Annotated in this window: 14 protein-coding genes; 3 read left to right on the forward strand and 11 right to left on the reverse strand. The window is 48.2% G+C overall.

Annotated elements, in window-relative coordinates:
* The first annotated feature begins 40 nt into the window (after nucleotides 1-40).
* Both mrcB and JFT56_RS03290 read left to right on the forward strand, forming a co-directional pair.
* The gene (mrcB, locus tag JFT56_RS03285; RefSeq protein WP_198782292.1) at nucleotides 41-2,347 is read left to right on the forward strand and encodes a penicillin-binding protein 1B; all 2,307 of its coding nucleotides are present in this window, start codon (nucleotides 41-43) and stop codon (nucleotides 2,345-2,347) included.
* A gap of 99 nt (nucleotides 2,348-2,446) precedes the next feature.
* Entirely contained in the window at nucleotides 2,447-2,725 is a 279-nt protein-coding gene (locus JFT56_RS03290) for a peptidylprolyl isomerase (protein ID WP_198783487.1), read from the forward strand.
* 53 nt (nucleotides 2,726-2,778) lie between these two features.
* Here the strand turns inward: JFT56_RS03290 and JFT56_RS03295 are convergent, their stop codons facing one another.
* From JFT56_RS03295 to JFT56_RS19990, 10 genes are read right to left on the reverse strand one after another with little or no spacing between them, the layout of a single operon-like run.
* The gene (locus JFT56_RS03295; RefSeq protein WP_198782293.1) at nucleotides 2,779-4,005 is read right to left on the reverse strand and encodes an EAL domain-containing protein; all 1,227 of its coding nucleotides are present in this window, start codon (nucleotides 4,003-4,005) and stop codon (nucleotides 2,779-2,781) included.
* Between the two features lie 4 nt (nucleotides 4,006-4,009).
* The gene (locus JFT56_RS03300; RefSeq protein ID WP_198782294.1) at nucleotides 4,010-5,071 is read right to left on the reverse strand and encodes a protein-glutamate methylesterase/protein-glutamine glutaminase; all 1,062 of its coding nucleotides are present in this window, start codon (nucleotides 5,069-5,071) and stop codon (nucleotides 4,010-4,012) included.
* A gap of 10 nt (nucleotides 5,072-5,081) precedes the next feature.
* Complete coding sequence (locus JFT56_RS03305) at nucleotides 5,082-5,579, reverse strand: chemotaxis protein CheD (protein ID WP_198782295.1); 498 nt, start codon at nucleotides 5,577-5,579, stop codon at nucleotides 5,082-5,084.
* Nucleotides 5,572-6,381: a CheR family methyltransferase gene (locus JFT56_RS03310; protein ID WP_198782296.1), complete on the reverse strand. Its 810-nt coding sequence runs from the start codon at nucleotides 6,379-6,381 to the stop codon at nucleotides 5,572-5,574. Before JFT56_RS03310 ends, JFT56_RS03305 begins: the two co-directional genes overlap by 8 nt.
* Nucleotides 6,382-6,398: 17 nt before the next feature.
* A complete protein-coding gene (locus JFT56_RS03315; RefSeq protein WP_198782297.1) occupies nucleotides 6,399-8,015 on the reverse strand; it encodes a methyl-accepting chemotaxis protein in 1,617 nt (538 codons plus the stop codon).
* A gap of 10 nt (nucleotides 8,016-8,025) precedes the next feature.
* Nucleotides 8,026-8,523, reverse strand: coding sequence for a chemotaxis protein CheW (locus JFT56_RS03320; RefSeq protein WP_233095563.1), 498 nt, complete (start codon nucleotides 8,521-8,523; stop codon nucleotides 8,026-8,028).
* A 5-nt stretch (nucleotides 8,524-8,528) separates the two neighbouring features.
* A complete protein-coding gene (locus JFT56_RS03325; protein ID WP_198782298.1) occupies nucleotides 8,529-10,640 on the reverse strand; it encodes a chemotaxis protein CheA in 2,112 nt (703 codons plus the stop codon).
* Nucleotides 10,640-10,966, reverse strand: coding sequence for an STAS domain-containing protein (locus tag JFT56_RS03330; RefSeq protein WP_198782299.1), 327 nt, complete (start codon nucleotides 10,964-10,966; stop codon nucleotides 10,640-10,642). The genes JFT56_RS03325 and JFT56_RS03330 overlap by 1 nt, the downstream gene beginning before the upstream one ends.
* A gap of 9 nt (nucleotides 10,967-10,975) precedes the next feature.
* Complete coding sequence (locus tag JFT56_RS03335) at nucleotides 10,976-11,344, reverse strand: response regulator (RefSeq protein WP_198782300.1); 369 nt, start codon at nucleotides 11,342-11,344, stop codon at nucleotides 10,976-10,978.
* A gap of 8 nt (nucleotides 11,345-11,352) precedes the next feature.
* Nucleotides 11,353-12,522 carry a methyl-accepting chemotaxis protein gene (locus tag JFT56_RS19990; protein ID WP_198782301.1) on the reverse strand — a complete coding sequence of 390 codons (1,170 nt, stop codon included), beginning with the start codon at nucleotides 12,520-12,522 and terminating at the stop codon, nucleotides 11,353-11,355.
* A 548-nt stretch (nucleotides 12,523-13,070) separates the two neighbouring features.
* Between JFT56_RS19990 and JFT56_RS03345 the strand changes: the two genes are divergently transcribed.
* Nucleotides 13,071-15,929, forward strand: coding sequence for an EAL domain-containing protein (locus JFT56_RS03345; RefSeq protein ID WP_198782302.1), 2,859 nt, complete (start codon nucleotides 13,071-13,073; stop codon nucleotides 15,927-15,929).
* 642 nt (nucleotides 15,930-16,571) lie between these two features.
* Here JFT56_RS03345 and JFT56_RS03350 read toward each other — a convergent pair.
* Nucleotides 16,572-21,758 (reverse strand): S8 family serine peptidase, encoded by a 5,187-nt coding sequence (locus JFT56_RS03350; protein WP_198782303.1) that lies wholly within the window; start codon nucleotides 21,756-21,758, stop codon nucleotides 16,572-16,574.
* Nucleotides 21,759-21,795 lie beyond the last annotated feature (37 nt).

The raw sequence follows: 21,795 nt of genomic DNA on the forward strand, positions 1-21,795 counted from the left end.
CTGTGACTGAAGCCTTTAATGCCGTAATGATGAAGTAGATATGACAACTAAGACGACAAAAAAAACACCTGCCCAGCGCCAAACTAAGCGTAGTCGCGGATTGTTTGGACGGATCTGGTCGCTCACTTGGAAGCTCGCCTTGGTCGTGCTTGCGGTGGTGACCTTTTACAGTATTTACCTCGACCAAGTGATTGCCCGTAAATTCGAGGGGCAAAAATGGCATCTCCCCGCCCAGGTCTTTAGTCGCTCTATGGCCCTGTATCCCGGTGCCGCAGTGAGTCATCCGCAGTTGATGGCGGAACTGAAATTATTAGGGTATCGCAAGGTGGCGAATCCGCGCCAAGTCGGGGAGTTTTCCGCATCGAGTACCCGTATCGAACTATGGCGTCGGCCATTTTTGCACCCAGAGGGCGATCAAGCCGAACAGAGAGTGATGATTAGCTTCGATAGTGACGGCGTGAGCTCGGTGGCGCGCATGGAAGACAAACGCCAGTTGGCGGTGTTCCACCTCGAACCCGTGCTACTCGATAGAATTATCGCCGGCGATGGTGAAGACCGGCTATTTGTCCCCACAGATGAAATGCCAAAACTCATAGTACAGGCATTATTGCTGGTGGAAGACCGGAGTTTTTACGAACATCACGGCGTGAATCCCTTTGCCATTGTGCGCGCCGCCGTTGTTAACTTAAGTGCTGGGCGTACAGTGCAGGGCGGTTCGACCTTAACCCAGCAGCTGGCGAAAAACTTCTTCCTCTCGAGTGAGCGATCCTTACTGCGCAAGGTGCGGGAAGCCTTAATGGCGGTGATTATCGATTTCCGTTATAGCAAAGATGAAATCCTCGAAGCCTATTTGAATGAAGTTTACATGGGGCAGGATAAATCCCGCGCCGTCCACGGTATGGGGCTGGCGTCGCAGTTTTATTTTGGACGCCCAATTGGTGAATTAACCACGGCGCAGCAAGCGTTTTTAGTGGCGGCGATTAAGGGGCCTTCCTATTACAACCCGTGGAAATACCCAGAACGTAGTCAAGAGCGGCGCGATCTCGTGCTGCGCCTATTGATGGAGGCGGGCGAATTAAATACGGCCCAATATAAAGTCGCAGTCGAGTCGCCATTAGGGTTACGTAATCAGAATAAACCTGTGCATCAAAAGTTACCTGCCTTCTATGCGCTGGTAAAACAAGAACTTGTTGAGCGTTACGGCGATGCGCTACTGAAACAGTCAGGGGTGAAAATCTATACGACCCTAGATCCTATGGCCCAGGAAGCCGCAGAAAAAGCCGTGACACAAACCTTTAAAAGTTTAGATAAGGGCAATAAATCCCTGCAGATAGGTATGGTCGTCACCGATAAATACACAGGTGGTATTGCGGCCATGGTGGGGGATAAAACCCCAGGATTCGATGGTTTTAACCGTGCGGTAGAAATTCGTCGCCCCATAGGCTCATTAATTAAGCCCTTTGTGTATGCGACGGCGCTGACACCTAACAGCAAGTTCACACTTGCTACGCCGCTCAAAGATCAACCTATTACCCTGAAGAATGAGCAAGGTAAGACTTGGTCGCCGCAGAATTTTGATAAGTCCTTTAGCGGCCAAGTACTGTTATTAACGGCGTTAAAGAAGTCGATGAACGTGCCAACGGTTAATCTCGGGATTGCGGTCGGTGTCGGGGCGGTGGCAACAACGCTGGCCAAATCGGGCTGGGAAGAACCCCTAAACGAGTACCCGTCTATGCTATTAGGTGCGGTGAATGGCTCGCCATTAATGGTGGCTCAGGTCTATCAAACCCTTGCCGATAATGGGACTTACCGCAAACTCACGACTGTCACCGCCGTGCTCGATAGCCACAATCAGCCCTTACCTGTGACCCGTTTAGCGAAGGAGCAGGCCATAGCTCCCGAGACGGATTTTTTGGTGCAATATGCGATGCAACAGGTGGTGCGCTCAGGAACCGCGGTCCGTTTAGGCAATGCCTTCCCTGGTGTTGCCCTTGCGGGTAAAACCGGTACTAGTAACGACAGTCGCGACTCTTGGTTTGCTGGATTTGATGAACGTAACGTGGCCGCCATTTGGGTTGGACGGGACGATAACGGAAAAACCAGCCTCTATGGCAGCAGCGGCGCTATGGCTGTTTATCAATCTTTCTTAAATGAGCGCCCGCCCATTGGCTTACGCTCTATCCCTGTGCCTGGGGTCGTACAAGGTTATTTTGACCGCGATACCGGAATAGCGAAGGAAGCGGGTTGCAGCCAGGTTATTGCGCTTCCTGCATTAAAGGGCACTTACAATCCTGCGGTAAACTGCGGTGAGCCATTGCAGTGGTGGCAGAAGATTTTAGGCCAATAAGCTCTCTAAGTAATTGAAAGTCAGTGAATAAATGAATCGCCCCATGGCATAGGCCCTAACGCCTTTGCCATGGGGCGAAACCTTGAGGATGTGAACATGATCTATAAAACCGCCGCCGCAGTGCATATTTTAGTCAAACACAAAGAACAGGCGGAAGACATTATCAAGCAATTGAATAATGGGGCTAATTTTGCGGCACTGGCGAAACGTTTCTCCTCTTGCCCTTCGGCGAAAAAAGGCGGCGATTTAGGCGAATTTAAGAAAGGCCAAATGGTGCCCCAATTCGATAAAGTCGCATTTTCGGGAGAGTTATTAGTACCGCATTTAGTGAAAACTAAGTTTGGCTGGCATGTGGTTAAGGTTCTCTATCGAACATGATTTCAATGCGGTTCTAAAGCGAGCGGCTATTTTAATAGGCTATTTCAATCGGCTTATGTTTTATCAGCCGTAATGCTTTTAAGAAAATGCATGCCATTGGCTATCCAGTCTAAGAGTTGCGCCTCCGCCATAGGGGGAGAGATAAGATAGCCTTGACCTATGTGGCAGCCATTCTTTTGCAGGTAATGCCAGTCATTCACGGATTCAATACCCTCTGCTACGAGTCGAATATTTAATTTTTTACACATGGTTAAGGTGCTTTCAAAAATGATCTGCAAATGAAGTTTATGGCTAATACCATTAATCAGACTCTGATCCAATTTAAGCTCATTAAAGGGCAGTTGAGAGAGTTGCTTAATGGAGGAATAGCCAGTGCCATAATCGTCGATGGAGAGTCCGCACCCCATTAAACGTAGCCGAGTGATCATCGCAAGCGCAGTGGCGGTATTTTTCACTACCCCAGTTTCAGTCACTTCAAAGATAAAATATTGCGGTGGAATGCCAGATTTTTTGATGAGTTCTAATATCGCCTGAGAAAACTCTCGGCTTTCAAAAGAGGTGGCGGAAAAGTTGATATTAACTGGGATAAATAGCCCATCGTCGAGCCATTTTCGCTGCATCTTTATCACCATTTCAACGATCAAAATACTGAGTTCGTCTATGAGTTGGTAATGTTCACATAATGGAATAAAGTCGTTGGGGAAAATAAGCCGTTCATTATGTTGCAGACGAACTAACGCTTCTACGCCGACGATATTCCTGCTGGCTATCGAGACTTTGGGCTGAAAATGCAGCACAAACCTATTATCAATCAGGGACTGACGTAATAAGCTTTCGGTCACTTGTGGTGCAGGGGAGTGGCCGCTCGGTTTAATATCCGAAAGCGTGAGTTTGTTGCTTTGTATCAGCTTTTCTAACTCAGACATTTGCACCGGTTTTTGTAGGGAGCCGAGTACATTTAAGCCTTCTACCTTTGCCATCAGTTCCACGGCATGAATTAATGCCATTTCACGGCTGCTGACAATAATTAGTCCACACATGTAATGTCTACGGGCTAATAGGTTAATCAATTCAATCCCATCTATGCCCGGCATCTCTAGATCGCAGATCAGCACATCAAATTCGGTGTCATGTTCCTCTAATATGGTTAATGCCGATTGCCCGTCTTCCGCTTCTTGGATAGCGACGACACCTAGCCTCATACATAAATCGACTAAGTACTTCCGCTGAATTTTACTATCTTCGACTATCAAGGCAGATAGCGTCGCCATAGGGTTCATAGCATTATCCTTGTGAATAGCTCATTATGCTTTCTGGCACTGATGCAAGGTCGATGATGTACATTGCCGCCCCCCGTTTAATAGCCTCTTTAGGCATGCCAAAAACCACCGAGCTCGCTTCATCCTGGGCGAAGGTATCGGCTCCAGCTTCGCGCATTTCGAGTAGTCCCCTTGCACCGTCGTCCCCCATTCCTGTCAGGAGAAAGCCCACCGCATTTTTACCCGCATGCTTGGAAACCGACCGAAATAGCACGTCGACCGACGGGCAATGCCGATTAACGGCGGGGCCAGCTTTGACCTCGACTTGGTAAAATGCACCGTTTCGCGTCAGTGTCATATGTTGTCCACCCGGCGCGAGCAGTGCGAGCCCTGGGCGTACTCTGTCTCCGGATTGGGCCTCTTTCACTTCTATCTCACTTAGGGAGTTTAGGCGTTGCGCGAACGCGGCGGTAAATTTTTCTGGCATATGTTGGACTATGACTATCCCTGGGCTATGGGGGGAAAGGCAGGTCAGTATTTGTTCTAGTGCGACCGTCCCCCCGGTTGATGTGCCAATTGCGACCACTTTTTCGGTGGTCTTGATCATCGATTTATTTAATGGGGCTTGATTAAGTTGGGATTTATTTGGAGCTGTTTTATTGAGTGGTGCTAATCGGGTTAACTTGGCTAGTGCCGCTTCACGGATTGCCGCTAACAACTCATCGCGGCTCTGGTGTAAAAATGCCTTAACGCCGAGTTGGGGTTTGGTAAAGATGGCTGCAGCCCCCGCGGCGAGTGCTGCAACTGTGGTTTCGGCGCCTTTTTCGGTGAGGGATGAGCAAATCACCACTGGAGTGGGCCGAGAGCCCATGATTTTACGTAAAAAAGTCAGGCCATCCATTCTCGGCATTTCTATGTCCAAGATAATGACATCGGGCCATATATCACGCATTTTGTTGACGGCAAATAAAGGGTCCGATGCCGTGCCAATCAACTCTATGTCCTTTTGTCCCGAGAGCATATCCGACAATACCTGCCGCACAACGGCGGAGTCATCGACGATAAGCACTTTGATTTTATTCGTCATGGTTAGCCACTTAGGTATTTTCTAGGTACATCAGTTCGAAAAGACTCGTCTCGGGGAAGAATGCGAGTCGACGGCCGATCTGCCCGCCCAGATCCTGCGCCGCGAGTGTCATGCCATTTCTCGCCACAAAATCTAACGCGAAGCGCTTATTGCGTACTCCAACTTGGAAGTGGTCCGGCAGAGTTTCACTATTGGGAGAGCCGGCGCCACCAAATAAAAATACGTCCAACTCCTTACGTTCAATCCCACGTTTACGGGCCTCATCGAGGAAATAGGGGAGAATCAGATTGCCATATCGACCATTGGGTGGCTGCTTGCGGCTCCAAGAGAGCTCGGGGTGGATATTGACGTAGTGGCTGATGCAATAAAAGTTGCTGCTCGCGTGGATAATGAGCACGCAGACACAGGAGCCCAGTATCGTATTGATTTCTTGAACCGATGGGGTATTCAGCAAAAAATCACCGGGCCCGAGGGTGACTGTCGATTTGTGTGGCTGTAGTTCAATCATGCTTGAACCTATAGCAGCTCGGCCTGACCGGGCTAAGCTTCGAGTGGTAGCCATGGATACTTTCTGAATGGCCCACAATTAATATTCCATTGGGTTTGAGCGAGCGTAACACGTTGGCAATAATGTGCTTTTTTTCTGCTAAATTAAAATAAATCAGCACATTGCGTAAAAATATAATGTCGAATTTAGTCTCCCATTTGGGAGGCGTCATCAGGTTATAGTTAATAAACTCAACATGTTTAGTGACTTCGGGTTTTACCTTGAACCAGCCGCTATCCTTGCGAACACCTTTAAGACAAAACTTTTTTAAGTAATTTTCGGGGATTTTTTCCGTTCTTATCACGGGATAAGTGGCCTTTTTAGCCTGTTGTAATACTTGGGTATTGATATCTGTGCCCACCACTTTCCAGTCGGCATGACAACCAAAGTAGCCCGCTAATACCATGGCGATACTGTAGGCCTCTTCACCGCTGGAGGAAGCGGCGCTCCAGATCTTTATCTCTGTGCCCTTGGGTAGAGCCTGCACATATTGTTTAATAAACTCAAAGTGTTTAGGCTCGCGGAAAAAGTAGGTTTCGTTTGTGGTGAGCAAATTAATGGCCACCTCACGCTCTGTGCCGTAATCATCCTGTAGTAGGGCGATATACTGGCCATAATTGGCCAGTTCGAGTTGTGCTAAGCGTTTATGTAATCGCCCTGCGACTAAGCTCCTCTTGTTCGCATTTAAAAATATCCCCGCATGTTGGTAGAGCCAATCTTTGATAATTTCAAATTGGTTATCTGTCAACGTGAGGCTATCCATACGGCTTTCCATGTCTATTAAAAGTTCTCAAAATCAAAGTCGTCCTGCGGCTCCTGGGATTTGCGACTCTTTTGATTTTTGGCCACGGTTTTGGGCTGAGCAGGCCTGCGGTGTGTACGGTCTTGCTGCATCGCAATCTTAAAGTACGAAATAAGCTGCTGCAGCTGAGTGGCCTGTTGGGTCAGCTCTTCTGCCGTGGCGGAGAGTTCCTCCGAGGCGGCGGCATTTTGCTGGGTCGTTATGGTGATTTGCGCTATGGCATCGTTAATTTCACCCGCACCGGTCGACTGTTCATTACTCGCGGCGGCAATTTCTTGCACGAGTTCAGAGGTGCGCTGAATGCTGGGAACGATTTCTTCGAGCAGTGCGCCCGCCTGTTCGGCTAATTTCACCGAACTCCCTGCCACTTCGCCGATTTCTTTGGCGGCGGTCTGGCTGCGGGCGGCGAGTTTGCGCACCTCAGCGGCAACTACCGCAAAGCCACGGCCATGTTCACCGGCGCGACCCGCTTCAATGGCGGCGTTTAAGGCCAACAGGTTGGTTTGATAGGCGATGTCATCGATGATGCCTATCTTAGAGGCGATTTCGCGCATGGCGGCGACGGTTTCCTTCACGGCTTGACCGCCGCTGATCGCCTTGACTGCGTTTTGACTTGCAATGCCATCGGTGATTTTTGAGTTGTCATTATTTTGGCTGATAGACGCGCTCATTTGCTCCATTGCGGCCGAGGTTTCTTCGATGCTGGAGGCTTGCTCGGAGGAGGATTGACTCAAGGATTCCGATGTCGCCGTCATCTGCTCCGAAGCCGATGAGAGCGTGTCCGCAGAGGAGCGAACTTCGGTCACGACTGAGGCAAGTTTGTCTACCATTTGGGCAACGGCATACAACATACTGGAGTTGTCGTGTTCCCTTAGGGCCACATTCACAGTGAGGTCGCCGCTTGCAACGCGGGAGATAATTTCTTGGGCATAGATAGGTTCTCCACCCAACTGGCGGATTAAACTACGGCCGATAAGCGAGCCCAGTACAATACCGACAATAATTGCGAAGATGATCACACCGATATTGAGTAAACGTGTCTGTTCATATTCGGCGGTAGAATCGAGGAACATTTTTTCTGCCACGTTTAATTGCACATCGACTAGAGCTGCAAAGCGCTCGGAGATAGGGTCGATGGCGGCATAAAGCTTGTTAAGCACAAAGCTGTCGAGGGCGGCCATGTCCTTGCTCTGGAGGATGGTTTTGAGCACAATCACTTCTCGATCGGCACTCTCCATCAATGGCTTGAGTTGCTCAACTAATTTTGCTTCATCGGCAACGAGATCGGTTGCGAGATAGGCGTCCCAACGGGAATGAATGACTTGATAGGCTTGGTCCACGTTGACGCTCGCTTGCTGCCAATCCAGATTGCCATTACGCACCTTATGTGCCACATCGACAATATTGACGGCATACATGTCGGCAATCTGTTTAAGATCTTTGAGTGGAACGACTCTGTCCTTATAAACACTGCCCATGGCATTATTGGATGCCTGCATACCAATGATGCCAAATATTCCAATGATGATTAACAATACCACCATGCTGGCCGCAAGAATCGTTAATCTTAGCGATACTTTCATTTTATCAAACATTATATTTACCTTATCCCAACTGCGGGCTGACGTTGTCGATTAACGAAGCTAGCTCTTCTATTGACAGTACTCGTTCACCGTGAAATAGGACCACAAACTGGTCTTCAATATTCACTACACCTTTTATAAATTGCGCTTTTATTTTTGCCCCGAAACTGGGGGCTGGCTCAATTTCTAATTCATCAATTTCAACCACTTCACTGACACTATCCACCACGGCACCAATAACGACTCTCTGATCCTCAAAGGCAATTTCGAGAATGATGATGCATGAGCGCTTATCTATGATCAGCGGTGTTCTACCTAAGCGAATTGATAGGTCGATTACCGGGACAACATCGCCGCGTAAATTAATGACCCCTTTGACAAATTCTGGCATGAGCGGCACAGATGTTAAGTGGCCGTACTCAATAATTTCTCTAACAGAATCAATACTAAAACCAAAGCTCTCTTCTCTTAGTCTGAATGTCAGATACTGGGTTCTACTTGCTTTTTGGGCCTGTTCCACAGTGATTATCCTTCAGTCTTTGTGATTTGCGAATTGCGTAGTTCAGTTGAACAGGCAAAATCAATTAATTGGGGAATATCGAGAATAAACCCAATATCACCACTGCCTAATATGGTTGAGCCGGTAAACCCATTATTTACTTTGAATATAGGTGCGAGGGGTTTGATGACAGCTTGTAATTCACCGTGCAAGGTATCTACGACTAGACCCGATTTATTTTCGCCATACTGAACGACGACGATATTTTCTCGGGCGTTCTTAGCGGAACGAATATTAAATAATTGACTCAGGCGCACAAAGGGCAACACTTCACCGCGAAGATTTAAATAGTCCCTGTCTTTTACTAATTCAGCTTGATTAAATTCGATGCACTCATAAATCATATTGACCGGCAGGACAAAGTGGTTATTGCCGACACTCACTTCAAAACCATCGATAATAGCGAGTGTTAAAGGTAAACGAATTTTAAAACAGGTTCCTTTACCCAATTCGGAGTCTATGAGTATTTGTCCTCGAAGTTCTTCTATATTGCGTTTTACCACATCCATTCCCACGCCGCGGCCAGATAAATTGGTCACCTGGGCTGCGGTAGAAAAACCCGCGGAAAAGATCAGTTTAAAAATATCTTCCTTGGATAGGCTGGTATCGGCGGTGATCAGCCCCTTATCGACGGCTTTCTGGTGAATTTTATCTGGGTCTAGACCCGCGCCATCGTCTTTAATTTCGATGACCACGGCGCCCGCCTCATGGTAGGCGTTGAGTTGCAGTAAACCCGCAGCGGGTTTGCCACGGTAGCTGCGAATATCCACAGGTTCAATGCCGTGGTCGAGGGCATTTCTAATCAGGTGCATCAGCGGATCCGATAACTTTTCCACCATGCTTTTATCGAGTTCGGTCTCGGCGCCTTTGATGACCAGTTCGACTTCTTTATTGAGTTCCCGTGATACATCCCTAACGATGCGTTTTAAGCGACTGAAAGATTCGCCAATCTGCACCATACGTAGGCTTAAGGCACTATCGCGGATCTGCTCAATCAGGCTCGAAATACTCGAGAATGCTTCCGTTAGCTCTTCATTATTCACTTGCTGGATCAACATCTCATTGGTGGCACCAGAGGTGACTAGCTCGCCGATCAGTTTGATGAGTTGGTCGAGTTTACGTGCTTCTACTTTAAGGACTTGATAGTCGCTTGGACGCCTATGTTCTTGGTGAGCCTGTCGATTAACGGCCTCTTCAACAACGGAACTATGCACTACGCCCTGGGCCACGAGCAGTTCACCAACCGCTTTATCGTGTTGAGTCTTTTGTTGTTCAAGCGCTTGGTTTAGCTCGCGTTTCGTCACGGCTCCCGCCTCGAGCAAGACTTCACCTAGCTTGTCGATTTGTTGGGGGATCGCCTTAATTTGTTCGGTGATTTTTAAGGGCGCTTGTATGTGTATCTCACTAGATTCATGAATAAACTCAAACACATCTTCTATCGTTTGCTTATTGGCATCTGTGACTAGCACTAAGCTTAAATTGAGATAACAAGACTCAGGGTCAAAATTTTCCGGCCAGTGGAATTTAGGGGTTATCGCTTCGAGCGAACCAAGCTTACAGAGGTAACTTATTTGGGATGCGGGGTCCATGCCATCACGGAAAACATCGATACCATAGGCGATTTGAATGCCCCAAGCGTCATTTAATACGGGTACAGCGGGTTCTTCTGGCGGGGGAAGGATTGTTGCCTTAGGTGCTAAATAGCCATTTAAGGCGGTAATGAGCCGCGCGCCCATTTCTATGTCGACGCAGTCCGGGCCACCGGCAATGAGATCTATCATAGTGCTCATTTGTTTGTGGCAATCGAGGAGCAACTCGCACAGGGGGGCATCGAGTGTGATTGATCCGGCGCGAACTTGCTCCAGCACGCTTTCGACGCTGTGGGTAAAGCCGACTATAGCATCGAAACCAAACAGTCCGGCAGAACCTTTGATCGTGTGAGCCGCGCGGAAAATGGCATCAATTTCTTGCTCGACTGTGGTTTCACCCGATTCGATGCCGAGCAGGCTGGATTCCATCACGTTGAGTAAATCGAGCGCTTCTTCGGTAAATAACTGCTTAGCCAGTTCCATATCCATTATGCAGTCTCCATCGCCGCGAGTAGTTGGCTCAGGGAGCAAGCATCTTGGCTGAACAATCCGACGAGCTTAGTGACGACAGGATTATCTTCACCTAACCATCGGATTGACTCCTCTGCGGCAATATGGCTATGCATCCAAGCGAGTAGCTGTAAGCCTGCGGTATCAAAGTCCTCCACTTCGGAGACATCGATAAGCAGTTGGCTTATCAATTCCTGTGCCAGAGGCTTAATAGTCTCAAAGTCATCTCTGACTGAAAATATATTCAGTTCTTTGCTGAAACTGAGGATATGAAAATCCGCTTTGCGCTCAATTTGCAATGCCATATTTGAACCCTAGGGTAAAATAAGCTTGTTTACGGCATCGAGCATTTGCTCTGCCTTGAAGGGTTTAACGACCCAAGCCTTGGCACCGGCAGCCTTGCCCGCAGCCTTTTTGTCTTCAGACCCTTCGGTGGTGAGCATGATGACCGGAGTGAAGCGGTAGGATGACTGTTTCTTCAATTCGCTGACAAAGCTAATGCCATCCATATTGGGCATATTGACGTCTGAAATGATGAGGTTGAGCTTGCGGCCATCGCATTTACTGAGGGCATCTCTGCCGTCACAGGCTTCAATCACATTGAAACCGGCACCTTTTAATGTCATGCCGACCACTTGGCGTATGCTGATCGAATCGTCAACAATGAGTATCGTTTTTGTCATAGTGTTTCTCAGAAAAAGGTAATTTCGGATTCTGCGGGTGATTGGGACGCAGTAGGTCTACTGCGCAAAGAGACCTGTTCTAGGGTGGTGAATGTGCTCTGCAGTTTTGTCAGCCAGCTTTGGATATCTTGGTCAAAAACGCCATCTTCTAGGGTCAATTCCCGTTCCAATTTTTCGATATCTGTGCTGACCTGGACCAAAATTTGGCTCACCCTGTCTTGAAATTGCAGGTTCGTTAACACGGCACTGACTTCGGATTGCACTGCAATGCTGTTGTCTTTTAAGGTGATGGAGTTTGACAGTATCGTCTCAGCGACCGCTTTAAAATCCTGTAGCACCTGCGCTATGGTATTTTCTGATTGGGCTAAGTCTTCATCATCTTGGCTTGCAAAGGCATTGGTTTGTAGTAGGGTGCGTTTGAGCATATCGTTCACTTCGTCGATACGCCGTGTGATTCTTGCCCCTGTTTCACCGGAGCGGTTTGAGAGGGAGCGCACTTCATCGGCCACCACGGCAAACCCTCGGCCACTCTCGCCCGCTCTGGCCGCCTCAATCGCCGCATTAAGTGCCAGCAGGTTAGTTTGCGACGCAATCCCAGCGACTTCAGTGCCCATGGTTTTTAATTCATCGGTGATCCCCGCCAATGTGGTGATTTCACTCAATAAAGCATTTCGATTCACCATGGCTTTATTTAACAATTGGGTAATGAGAGTGAGTTGTTGCTCCGAGGTGTGCACTGTCTCGCCTAGGCCGTTTTCTTGGCTAAAAGTATGGCTAGAAATACTGATAGCATCCTGTAGCTGCTGGTACAGCGCGGTAAACTGGGCCACTAAATTTTCGACTGCGGTAACGAGTTGGTGGTTAGCTAATTGCTGTTGTGAACGCCAAGTTGGCAGTAGTTGCTTAAGGAAGGACTTGAGGTGCTGTAATTGTTCATTAAGCGCATTGAGCTCGGATTCTGCTTGGGTCAGTTCGAGTTGTTTGGATATCGCAAGTGCTTGTTGTTGATTGATTTGGTGATATTCATAGCCTAAGTAACCTAGGGATAAAATAGGGGCTATCACGGGGAGCCAAGTCGCATCCCCCGAACCGAATATGATGAATAAATTGAGTATAACGATGGCAAAAATAAGCCTAGGCAGCATAGACGAACGACTCTCTTGATCCTGTTTTTTCATTTTTAGCTGCAACTCACAGTGTTTATGTTTATGGGTTGGAAAGGCAATTGCTACCTTGAGGTTAAGCCTCGCTACTTAAAACTAGTCCAGTGCCGTGATGCTAGCAAATTAAATGTTGTTAAAATGTACATATTTGTAACAGAATAGCTTCAATTGGTGTTTGGCTTAGGTTTTGAGTGCTAAATCCTCTTATATTCATATCGATAGATGCTCATACTGATAGAAACTCATATTGATAGCGGTGCATCGCGTTTTTTATGGTAAGGATAAGCCGTTTTCGCGAGAGGGTATGCGCGGTGTTAGGGGGCGGTGGTGCCAAGTGTGTGATTACTCTGGGCTATCAAATACTCTGGGCTATCAAAATGGGGAAGTGGCACTCTAGAAGATAAGCGCTAGGGCATAAGTGGCTGACACACTTTTGTACGCTTTTTCAGTTTTATATGGTTTATCTTCTGTCGTTTATTTAATAGGACAACCTAAAATAGGTGGAGAAGGTTTAGTTTTGTTACCCCTATACTGAATGTTCAAGTGGGAAAAATGGTGAATAGATGAGCGAAGTTCGACTGGTAAATATGAGGAATGTAACTTTTCTTGCGATCACTTTGATTCTATTTGGATTTGCTATATCCCCCCTAGGAACATCCTTTAATGGCTTTAACCGCGACAGCTATATTATTTCGCACTTGAGTATTGAATTACTGTCCATTTTTGTATTTGCTTCCTGCGTTGTTATTGTGCTGCAACCCCTTCATAAAGCGCAAAGTTATTACACTAATACCATTATTATCGGTTTTACCGCGGTGGCACTGTTAGATTTTATTCATGCCATTTCCTATGCGGGTATGCCCAACTTTCTTTCCGAAAGCTCGACGCCTAAATCGATATTTTTCTGGTTGGCCGCCCGCTATATCGAACTGATAACCTTCATTTTAATCGCTATGAAGCTCCGTTTACGGGGAAGTAAAGCACTTTGGGCACTGATGGGGCTCTTAGTCAGTTTAGTGGTGATTTATGCGGGTTCGTATTATCTGCCACTCTTCCCCGAAACCTTTGTCCCCGGTGTTGGTGTAACCTCCTTCAAGAAAAATTGTGAATACCTACTGTTTTTGGGCAATGCCCTACTTACAGGATGGTTCTTGGTTCAGTATTACAGGACTCGGTTATCCCAGCATTTACTGTTTGCCGCATCGGCTTACAGCATGGCGCTTTGCTCGCTCAGTTTGACGGGGTATGTCGCCGCCAGCGATATGTCACTTTTTATTGGCCATATTTTAAAGCTAATCTCAGCACTATTGATTTATAAGAGTATTTTTTGGACTGAACTGGAAAAACCCTATAATCAACTCCATGTTGCAGAGATGCGCTCCGCCAGAAATGAGCGCGAACTCGATACTATTTTGAATCATTTGCCGATCGGGGTCATTCGCTTCGACTCGGCCTGTAACCACAGCTATATCAATCTATTTATGGCGGACTTTTCCGATGCGCGTACCTCAAATCGGTTTCTTGCGGATTTTTGTGATAGTTGCCGGCAAGATTTGGCGTTAGCGTTTACCGGGCAGGCGATCGAGTTTGAGCGCAGAGTAATAAAGCCCGACGGTACGACGGCCTATTGTATGGTAAAGGCCGTTCCTGAGCGTCAAGTCGATGGCAACATAGATTCAGTGCTGTGTTTGGTGAGCGATATCACGACCAAAGTAGTCGCCGAAAATGAAAAACGACTGGCGATGAAGGAAATGGAGGAACTTAGAACCGCCCTGGACGAACACGCGATCGTTGCCTTTACCGACGCCAAAGGGGTTATCACCTCAGTCAATGAGAAGTTCTGCCGGATATCCGGTTACTCGCGTCAGGAGTTAATAGGTAAGACCCATAAGATTATCAACTCAGGCTATCATGCCCCTGTCTTTTTTAAGGAAATGTGGCACACCATTAGCCGGGGTCAATTTTGGCATGGTGAGGTGTGCAATCGTGCCAAAGAGGGATCCCTGTATTGGGTTAGCACGACTATTGTGCCCTTTGTCGGCGAGCAAGGTAAAATCCTGCAATATATTGCCATCCGAGCGGATATCACTGAGCAAAAATTAGCAGAACAAGAGGCGAAACGGCTCGCCCTGTTCGATGATTTAACTGGGTTACCAAACCGCCGCTTTCTTCAAGAGAAAATCGGCGAGTTGTGCAGCGCTAAAGCCGGGGTGAATTTTCATGCGCTCATGCTATTGGACCTTGATAACTTTAAAGATATCAATGATTCATTCGGCCATGGGATTGGCGATGATTTGCTGAAACAAGTGGCACATCGCATTCAGCAGTTTACTAACTCGGCGGTTAATTGTGCCAGACTCGGTGGGGATGAGTTTGTGCTCTTGCTGACAGAGTTAGGGGAGAGCCAGGCGCAAACGCTGGGATATCTACTGCAAATGGCCCAAAATATTTGTACCTTCCTCGCCGAGCCATATCAACTCAGTGGCAAATTGGTCAGAACCTCCGCCAGCATAGGGGTCAGTATTTTTAGCAACGATGTTGAAGATCCCTCCGAGATACTCAAGCAAGCCGATATCGCGCTGTATCAATCTAAGGCTAATGGGCGTAACTGTGTGACGTTTTTCGATCCTGTGCTGCAGAGGGCAATGGATCGTCGTAACGAAACACTCAGGGAATTAAAAACCGCCATTGAACGGGATGAGCTCTCACTACATTATCAGCCGGTCGTTAACGCTAATAATAGGATTAAAGGTGTCGAAGCCTTAGTCCGTTGGCATAGCCCTAGTTTAGGTTCTATTTCCCCCGAGGTATTTATTCCTCTGGCGGAGGAAAGCACGCTGATCTTGGATATAGGCCAATGGGTACTGAGTACGGCATGTAAACAAATCCATGATTGGCGTTCACATCCGACACGCAAACATTGGGTGGTCGCCGTTAACGTCAGTGCTAAACAGTTGCAGCGGGAAAATTTTGTTGCCTCTGTCGTTGCCACCGTAAATCAATATGCTATCCCACCAGCAAGCTTACAGCTGGAGATAACTGAGAGCATGTTGCAGGACGACATTAAAAATACCACCCTAGCGATGGCGGAGCTTAAAGCGCTGGGAATTCGATTCTCCCTAGATGACTTTGGTACTGGCTACTCCTCGTTAAACTATCTGACTAAGCTGCCGATCAACACCCTTAAGATTGACCGTTCGTTTGTCGACCGTATGCTTCAGAGCCCTGAAGATGCCAGCGTCGTTAAGACGATTCTTTCATTAGCGAGCAGTCTGGCGCTCGATGTGGTCGCCGAAGGTGTTGAAACCGAAGCCCAATTCATGTTTTTGAAGCAACAGCATTGCCCGTACTTCCAAGGCTATTTATTTTCTAAACCTGTCAGTCCAGCGCATTTACCCGAAGATAACACGCTAGCCCTCTAGCCAATGTTGCGCCCGCCAAGCAAAGTTCTGGCGGGCTAAATCTAAGCTTCCCATTATGCTATTTCAACCAAGCTAATCCAAGCCAAGTTATTTCAAAACACCTCCTATGCACTAGAGTATGCATATCAATAAAACTATATTTATCATTGTACTAGCTAGGTTTACGCATCATTAGGTGCAATTGATGAGAGAAAGCCAAGGCTTACCAAGGCCTGCAACTTTCCATTTGATGGCGGTGTTATCTTGCCATTTCCGCATAGACGGGGAACCAGTGTCATTCCCTTAAACTGGGGTTAAGGTATCGATGATTTACAATCCCGCTAACTAGGATTTTGTACCCTGAACAGTGAGTGAGACTCTTAGATAGACAAGCAGTGTGCCCGTTAGATAGAGAGGCAGTGAGATAGTGAAGTAGTGAGAGTGAAATAGTGAGGCAGTGAGGCAGTGAGGCAGTGAGGCAGTGAGATAGTGAAGTAGTGAGACAGTGAGATAGTGAGACAGTGAGATAGTGAGATAGTGAGATAGTGAGATAGTGAGATAGTGAGATAGTGCAGGGGAGCTCTTTTGATACAAACCAATAAATACAGCAGATAATAAAAAAGGCCTTGAAATCAAGGCCTTTTACTTATTAAAACTTAAGGATTAGTGCTTACGACGCAGACCACCTAGGGCGAGTAGCATCAGACCTAACCAACCTAAGCTACCGCCTGAACTGTCTGATTTAGGCTCATCAGGGGTTGTCTGTGTTGGAGCTGCACCAACTTTGACCATCACAGTTGCACTGGTTTCATCCGAACCATCGGACACAGTTACAGTGAACTGGTGATCGCCGACACTGAGGCCTGTCACAGTAGCGATAGCGCTGTTTGCATTGCTGATGCTACCAGGACCTTCCCATTCGAAGCTCAGGTTCTCGGCGTCAACATCGACAGAGGTTGTCGCATCTAAGGTGATGCTAGTGCCTTCAGTGATGCTGATTTGTGCCTGGGCAACCGCAGCTTGAGGTGCATCTTGCTCAGGGGTGACTGTCAGCACAAAGCTAGTGCTAGTCTGATCACTGGCATGCTCGTTGTCCTGCACTGTCACTGTCACTAAGGTTTCACCGAAGAAGTCAGCATCGGGTTTTAGGCTGAAGCGACTGCCTTCAACCGTGGCCTGAATATGCTCACCTGTCACTAGTACAGTGTTACCTACCTTGTTAGCATCGACGTAGAAGACTTCGATACCGCTCAATTCACCATCTTCGGCCACAGTCAGGTTAGGCATTTCTGCTACCTTAATGTCGCTGTTGACTTGAATGTAGTGGTGGCTAGTGGTTTCCTGTTCACCTTCTACAACGTGAGTGAGTTGCACATCGAGGTTCTGACCAACGGCGTTTGGCTGGATAACCGCCTTAACTGTCAGATCGATACCGCTCTGCTCTGGACCTTGGTAGTCAAAACAGATCACCATATTGTCTTCCAGCACTTCATCTAGGTTATCGAAACCTACCATAGAGTAGAGGAAGCCATCTTTTGGACCTGCATTCGCTGAGTATACGCTGTCAAAACCTTCAACGAAGATGGTGCCCTTGGCAAGGTTGCCGCCTAGGTTGTCATAGGCAAACATCATTTCGAAACGGTTGTCTCTAAAATCGATATTTGGACGCATAATGACTTCGTAGTCGTACTCATCACCTGTTTGGGTGTCGGTAACGTTGTCGAACTCCATAAACAGTAGATCGCCAAGATCTGGACGGTCACTGTTGTACTGGGCCGCAATGGTTAGACCCCATGGATCTTCCCAATGACGACGGTTCTTGGCCTCGAAGGTGCCACGCCAGAAGGGGTTGACCGACTCATACAAGAAGCCTGGGCCACGGGTATACTTCATCATCCAGTAGTTGGTGTTGAACTGCATCGCACCCACAGCATGCATGCGAATAAAACCACCGTTGTCTTGGTTATAGAGTTTAAATTGCTCTTGCTCCATACCCCAGAATAACCAGTCCATAGGCAAGTCGTTGTAGTCCTTATCGGTACCAACGTGCCAAGCTTGCTCTGGCTGCATACCAAACTGCTTTAAGTCGATATAGCCACCATCGGATAACTCATCGATAAGCGGTGTGCGACATTGGGCCGAGGTCAGGCTGTTAGTCACCACATATTCACGGGGAACATTGCGGGTACTGAGCTGCTTACCTGAGAGCGATAGGCCATTTTGATCAATTTCCAAACCTACTAGGCTCTTGTCATTGATTGTCTTCAGGGTCTCAGGCGCTAGGCGCATGCCTTCTGGCAGGGTCAGCTTGAAACTGAAGTTGCGGTCATTGGACTCAAGGTTAGGCAGTATTGTGATACCGATATCCACGATATCCATATTGCGGCCTTTGTCTTGGCTGACGTTGAAGCTCAGGTTGTCTGGACCGCGCACTAGCTTGAGTGAGGTGAAGCCTAGTGTGCCTTCGGCGCCAGGCATATTGCCTAGGTCGAAACCACCGTAGAAGACTTCGCCTTCTTTAGCATCAGGCATATCCCAGTTCAGGCTCAGTTCATAGTTACCGTTACCATCATGCTCGGCAGGACCTGTAACGCTAAAGTTATTCGCTGCGCTGTCGTTAGACAACAGGGCAACACCTAGGGTGGACTTGTACTTCTTATCGCTGGTACCCACGTTAGCCAGGGCAACCCAGTAAGTGCCAGGCGTCGGATCTATCAGATCACAGTAGTTACTCACCGAGGTCGATGAAGACTGACACACTAATTCACGGCGATACTCATTGCCAAGTGAATAGGGGTCAGCATCGAGCTCTTCCTGGGATGGGATGAAACCATCGTTACCGTTGGCATCCAGACCTAAGGTCAATACTGGATTCTGCTTGATATAACGTGGGTTCTGGTTGTCATCATGGCCAATCAGCTCGGTGGATTGCACTTCAACCATGAGTCGCTTAGTGCCCTCAGGCACAACCACTTTGGTCATCCCCCAGCCATTTTTGATGTTATCAACGCTGAGGAAAGCACTGACCAGCGGCAGTTCGAAGTCTTGCAACTCAGGCTTAACTAAGCCGTAGTAGCGTGGCGTGAACTGGCTGTAATTGTCGGTGTTGACCACAAAGGTTTCACTACCTTGAGCTCGGTTGAACAAGATGTCCTTAGAGTAGGGTAATTGATCGTAGTCAGATACCGCCACAATTGGCATATGCAGTTCGGGAGACTTACCCGAGGTTTCGGTTAGTTTTAACTGGCCATTAAAGAGCGAGTAGTTAGTGTTGCCTTCCCATGGGCTGTCGGCATCATCCGGTTCAATTAAGTTACGGCTAACGCTAGGTAGGTTCATCTTGACCATAATGGTCTGGGTTTCACCCGCCTTGAGGCTAAACTGACTCGGTGAGGCTACTAGAGTCGCACCGTCTTCTTTCACTTCAGTGCTTACAGTCCAAGTACCATCTTTAGTCGCTTTAACTGTACGCATCCAGGTACATTCGCCTTCACAGCTCATGTTGACCATGGATGGCAGGTTGAGCCAGTTGACTATGCCACCGTTATTGGGGTTGGCGGCATGATAGCCCTCTATGGTTTCATCCATGATTAGGCCAGTCATATCGGCCTTGGCCACATCGATGGCACCGGAGCCAGCCATAAAGTTATAGGGCACAGGTATTGGAGCCTGACCTGGTGAAGGTTGGAACTTCACTTCGTTGGCGGTCATCATCAGTGCCGATTGGATTTCCGCTGGGGTCCAATCTGGGTGCAACTGGGTCAGCAGTGCCATAGCACCTGCCACATGGGGCGAGGCCATGGATGTACCGCTCATCATAGTCCAGTCGCTAGCGGCTGGATAATTGGTGAAGGGCTGATCATCGGCGTTGGCTGCATAAACGTTAACCCCTGGCGCAGTCACGTCCGGCACTAGGTTATCGATAAAGCGGCTAGGCCCCATAGAGCTGAATTGCGCCAGTAAATTACCATTTGCCTCATCGACAATATAATCATTGACGTGTTCAGTGATAGTGCCGCGGGCGGTGCCATTACTCTGGTTGATCCAGTTTTTCAGGCTATAGCCAACACTGGAGCTGATGTTGATACCGGGGATAACAAATTTGTCGGCAACAACCGCATCGTTGTAATTGACGTTCAGTAGCACTAGACCACCGGCGCCGCCAGCTTGGACGTTGATGGCCTTGTCGACACGGGCAATATCACCGCGCTCACAGACAACGATTTGGTCGGCGGTGAAGGTTCCCGCAGGGAAAGGCACGTTACAGGTTTTCGCTGCGAAAGCATCGCTAGGGTTAGGGTCTGGATACTTTTCAGCCAACACAAACTGACCAGACAGCTCATCGGTAAAGCCTTTACCTACGATAGGATTCTTCGGAATGCTGTAACTTGGACCACTAGACTGGAATCCTGAAATACTGGTTTTGCCCGCATCTAAGGTACGGTCATGGGTAGAAGCGCCAACAGTCGTCACCCAAGGAGAGGTATGGTCGGCACTGTAAAAGTAGGGGCCCGAGTTACCGGCTGCGGTGGCAACTGAAATACCCGCCTCACGGGCGGCAAGGAATGCCAGCTCCATGGGGTCTTCCCAAGAGAAACTCTCGGATCCACCAATGGAGAAGTTAATGACATCGACGCCGTCTTTGATGGCATCTTCAAAGGCCGAGAGAATCGCTTCTTCCGGACAACCCGCATAGGGGTCGCCGCCATTACCTGGCCAACACACTTGGTAAGAAACCACGTGCGCGCGAGGTGCAACACCCGAGGTATGGTCAAAATTGAACGGCAAGTTCACACCATCGCTGACCTTCTGGCCATTGGAGGATTGCAGCGGGGTATTGCTGATGCGGTTACCCGCGGCCGTACTGGCGGTATGGGAACCATGACCGTGATAATCCTCACCATTACGTGGGCGTATCTGTTTAGTTTCCCAGTAATTTTTTTGGAATTCAGTGGCGTTATAAACATGAGTGATCGCGTCGTAGGAATAGACACCAATCAGCTTATCGTTACATAGGCTGGCATCTTCTTGACAGTCACCGAGGAAGGCGCCACCCATTTTTTGGTGGCTGGCAGCAAATTCATCATCCGAGGCGAAAGCGGGGTGATCTGTGTTGATACCCGTGTCGATAATACCCACGACAATGCCTTCACCCTGAGCCTTTAAACCTGAGTCGGTATTGCCCGCCCAAGCACTATCGGCGTTGATAAACTCTGGACCACGGTCGGTCTTGAGTTGGAATACGCGGCTAGGAGTGATCTTGCTGATGCCTGGCAGGGTCGCCATGATGGCGGCATCACTTTGGGTCATCTTCAGCGCGACGGCGTTGTTGGCTAGGGTGTATTGGCTTAATAGTTCGAAGTTAGCGCCTTGGCTTCTAGCCTGTGCCATCATACTTTGTTGCTTATTGGCCAGCATAGATTGGTAACTCTTCGCTGCCGGGGCTAGGCTAGCTTGAGGTCCCATGTCCTTAGCAGCTTTGCCAACCAGTTGATTGGTCGCGGCAAAACCTGCTAGATCACCGCTGTAGGTGGCAACGGGTTTGTCATCAAATTGGACGATAAAGGTATGCTCACCCTTGATGGAATCATCAAATTTGAACACTTGGTGCTGGCGCTTATTCAGTACGTGGTTAGCTTTACCCGGGGCGATGAGTAAGTCACCCTTAGCATCGGCCTTACGTTGACTGTTAAAGGCTTCGACTTCTTCACTGGTGAAAGTAGGCTGGTAAAAATCGCCCTTGTCTGCCTTCTTCATGCCGATTTCGGCGGCGGCATGGCAGGAGACTCCGAGGTACAAGGCCCCGAAGACCGCTAGCGCCGTCCCCTTCAATCTGTATTGGGATGTCATTTAAAACTCCATATTTTTTGTTATAAGTATGACGTTC

The organism is Shewanella putrefaciens (assembly GCF_016406305.1).
Taxonomy (GTDB): domain Bacteria; phylum Pseudomonadota; class Gammaproteobacteria; order Enterobacterales; family Shewanellaceae; genus Shewanella; species Shewanella putrefaciens_C.

What these genes read in the sequence shown, in the direction of transcription:
- mrcB (WP_198782292.1), top strand. Translation starts at nt 41, where the DNA reads ATGACAACTAAGACGACAAAAAAAACACCTGCCCAGCGCCAAACTAAG.
- JFT56_RS03295 (WP_198782293.1), bottom strand. Translation starts at nt 4,005, where the DNA reads ATGAACCCTATGGCGACGCTATCTGCCTTGATAGTCGAAGATAGTAAA.
- JFT56_RS03300 (WP_198782294.1), bottom strand. Translation starts at nt 5,071, where the DNA reads ATGACGAATAAAATCAAAGTGCTTATCGTCGATGACTCCGCCGTTGTG.
- JFT56_RS03305 (WP_198782295.1), bottom strand. Translation starts at nt 5,579, where the DNA reads ATGATTGAACTACAGCCACACAAATCGACAGTCACCCTCGGGCCCGGT.
- JFT56_RS03310 (WP_198782296.1), bottom strand. Translation starts at nt 6,381, where the DNA reads ATGGATAGCCTCACGTTGACAGATAACCAATTTGAAATTATCAAAGAT.
- JFT56_RS03315 (WP_198782297.1), bottom strand. Translation starts at nt 8,015, where the DNA reads ATGTTTGATAAAATGAAAGTATCGCTAAGATTAACGATTCTTGCGGCC.
- JFT56_RS03325 (WP_198782298.1), bottom strand. Translation starts at nt 10,640, where the DNA reads ATGGATATGGAACTGGCTAAGCAGTTATTTACCGAAGAAGCGCTCGAT.
- JFT56_RS03330 (WP_198782299.1), bottom strand. Translation starts at nt 10,966, where the DNA reads ATGGCATTGCAAATTGAGCGCAAAGCGGATTTTCATATCCTCAGTTTC.
- JFT56_RS03335 (WP_198782300.1), bottom strand. Translation starts at nt 11,344, where the DNA reads ATGACAAAAACGATACTCATTGTTGACGATTCGATCAGCATACGCCAA.
- JFT56_RS19990 (WP_198782301.1), bottom strand. Translation starts at nt 12,522, where the DNA reads ATGAAAAAACAGGATCAAGAGAGTCGTTCGTCTATGCTGCCTAGGCTT.
- JFT56_RS03345 (WP_198782302.1), top strand. Translation starts at nt 13,071, where the DNA reads ATGAGCGAAGTTCGACTGGTAAATATGAGGAATGTAACTTTTCTTGCG.
- JFT56_RS03350 (WP_198782303.1), bottom strand. Translation starts at nt 21,758, where the DNA reads ATGACATCCCAATACAGATTGAAGGGGACGGCGCTAGCGGTCTTCGGG.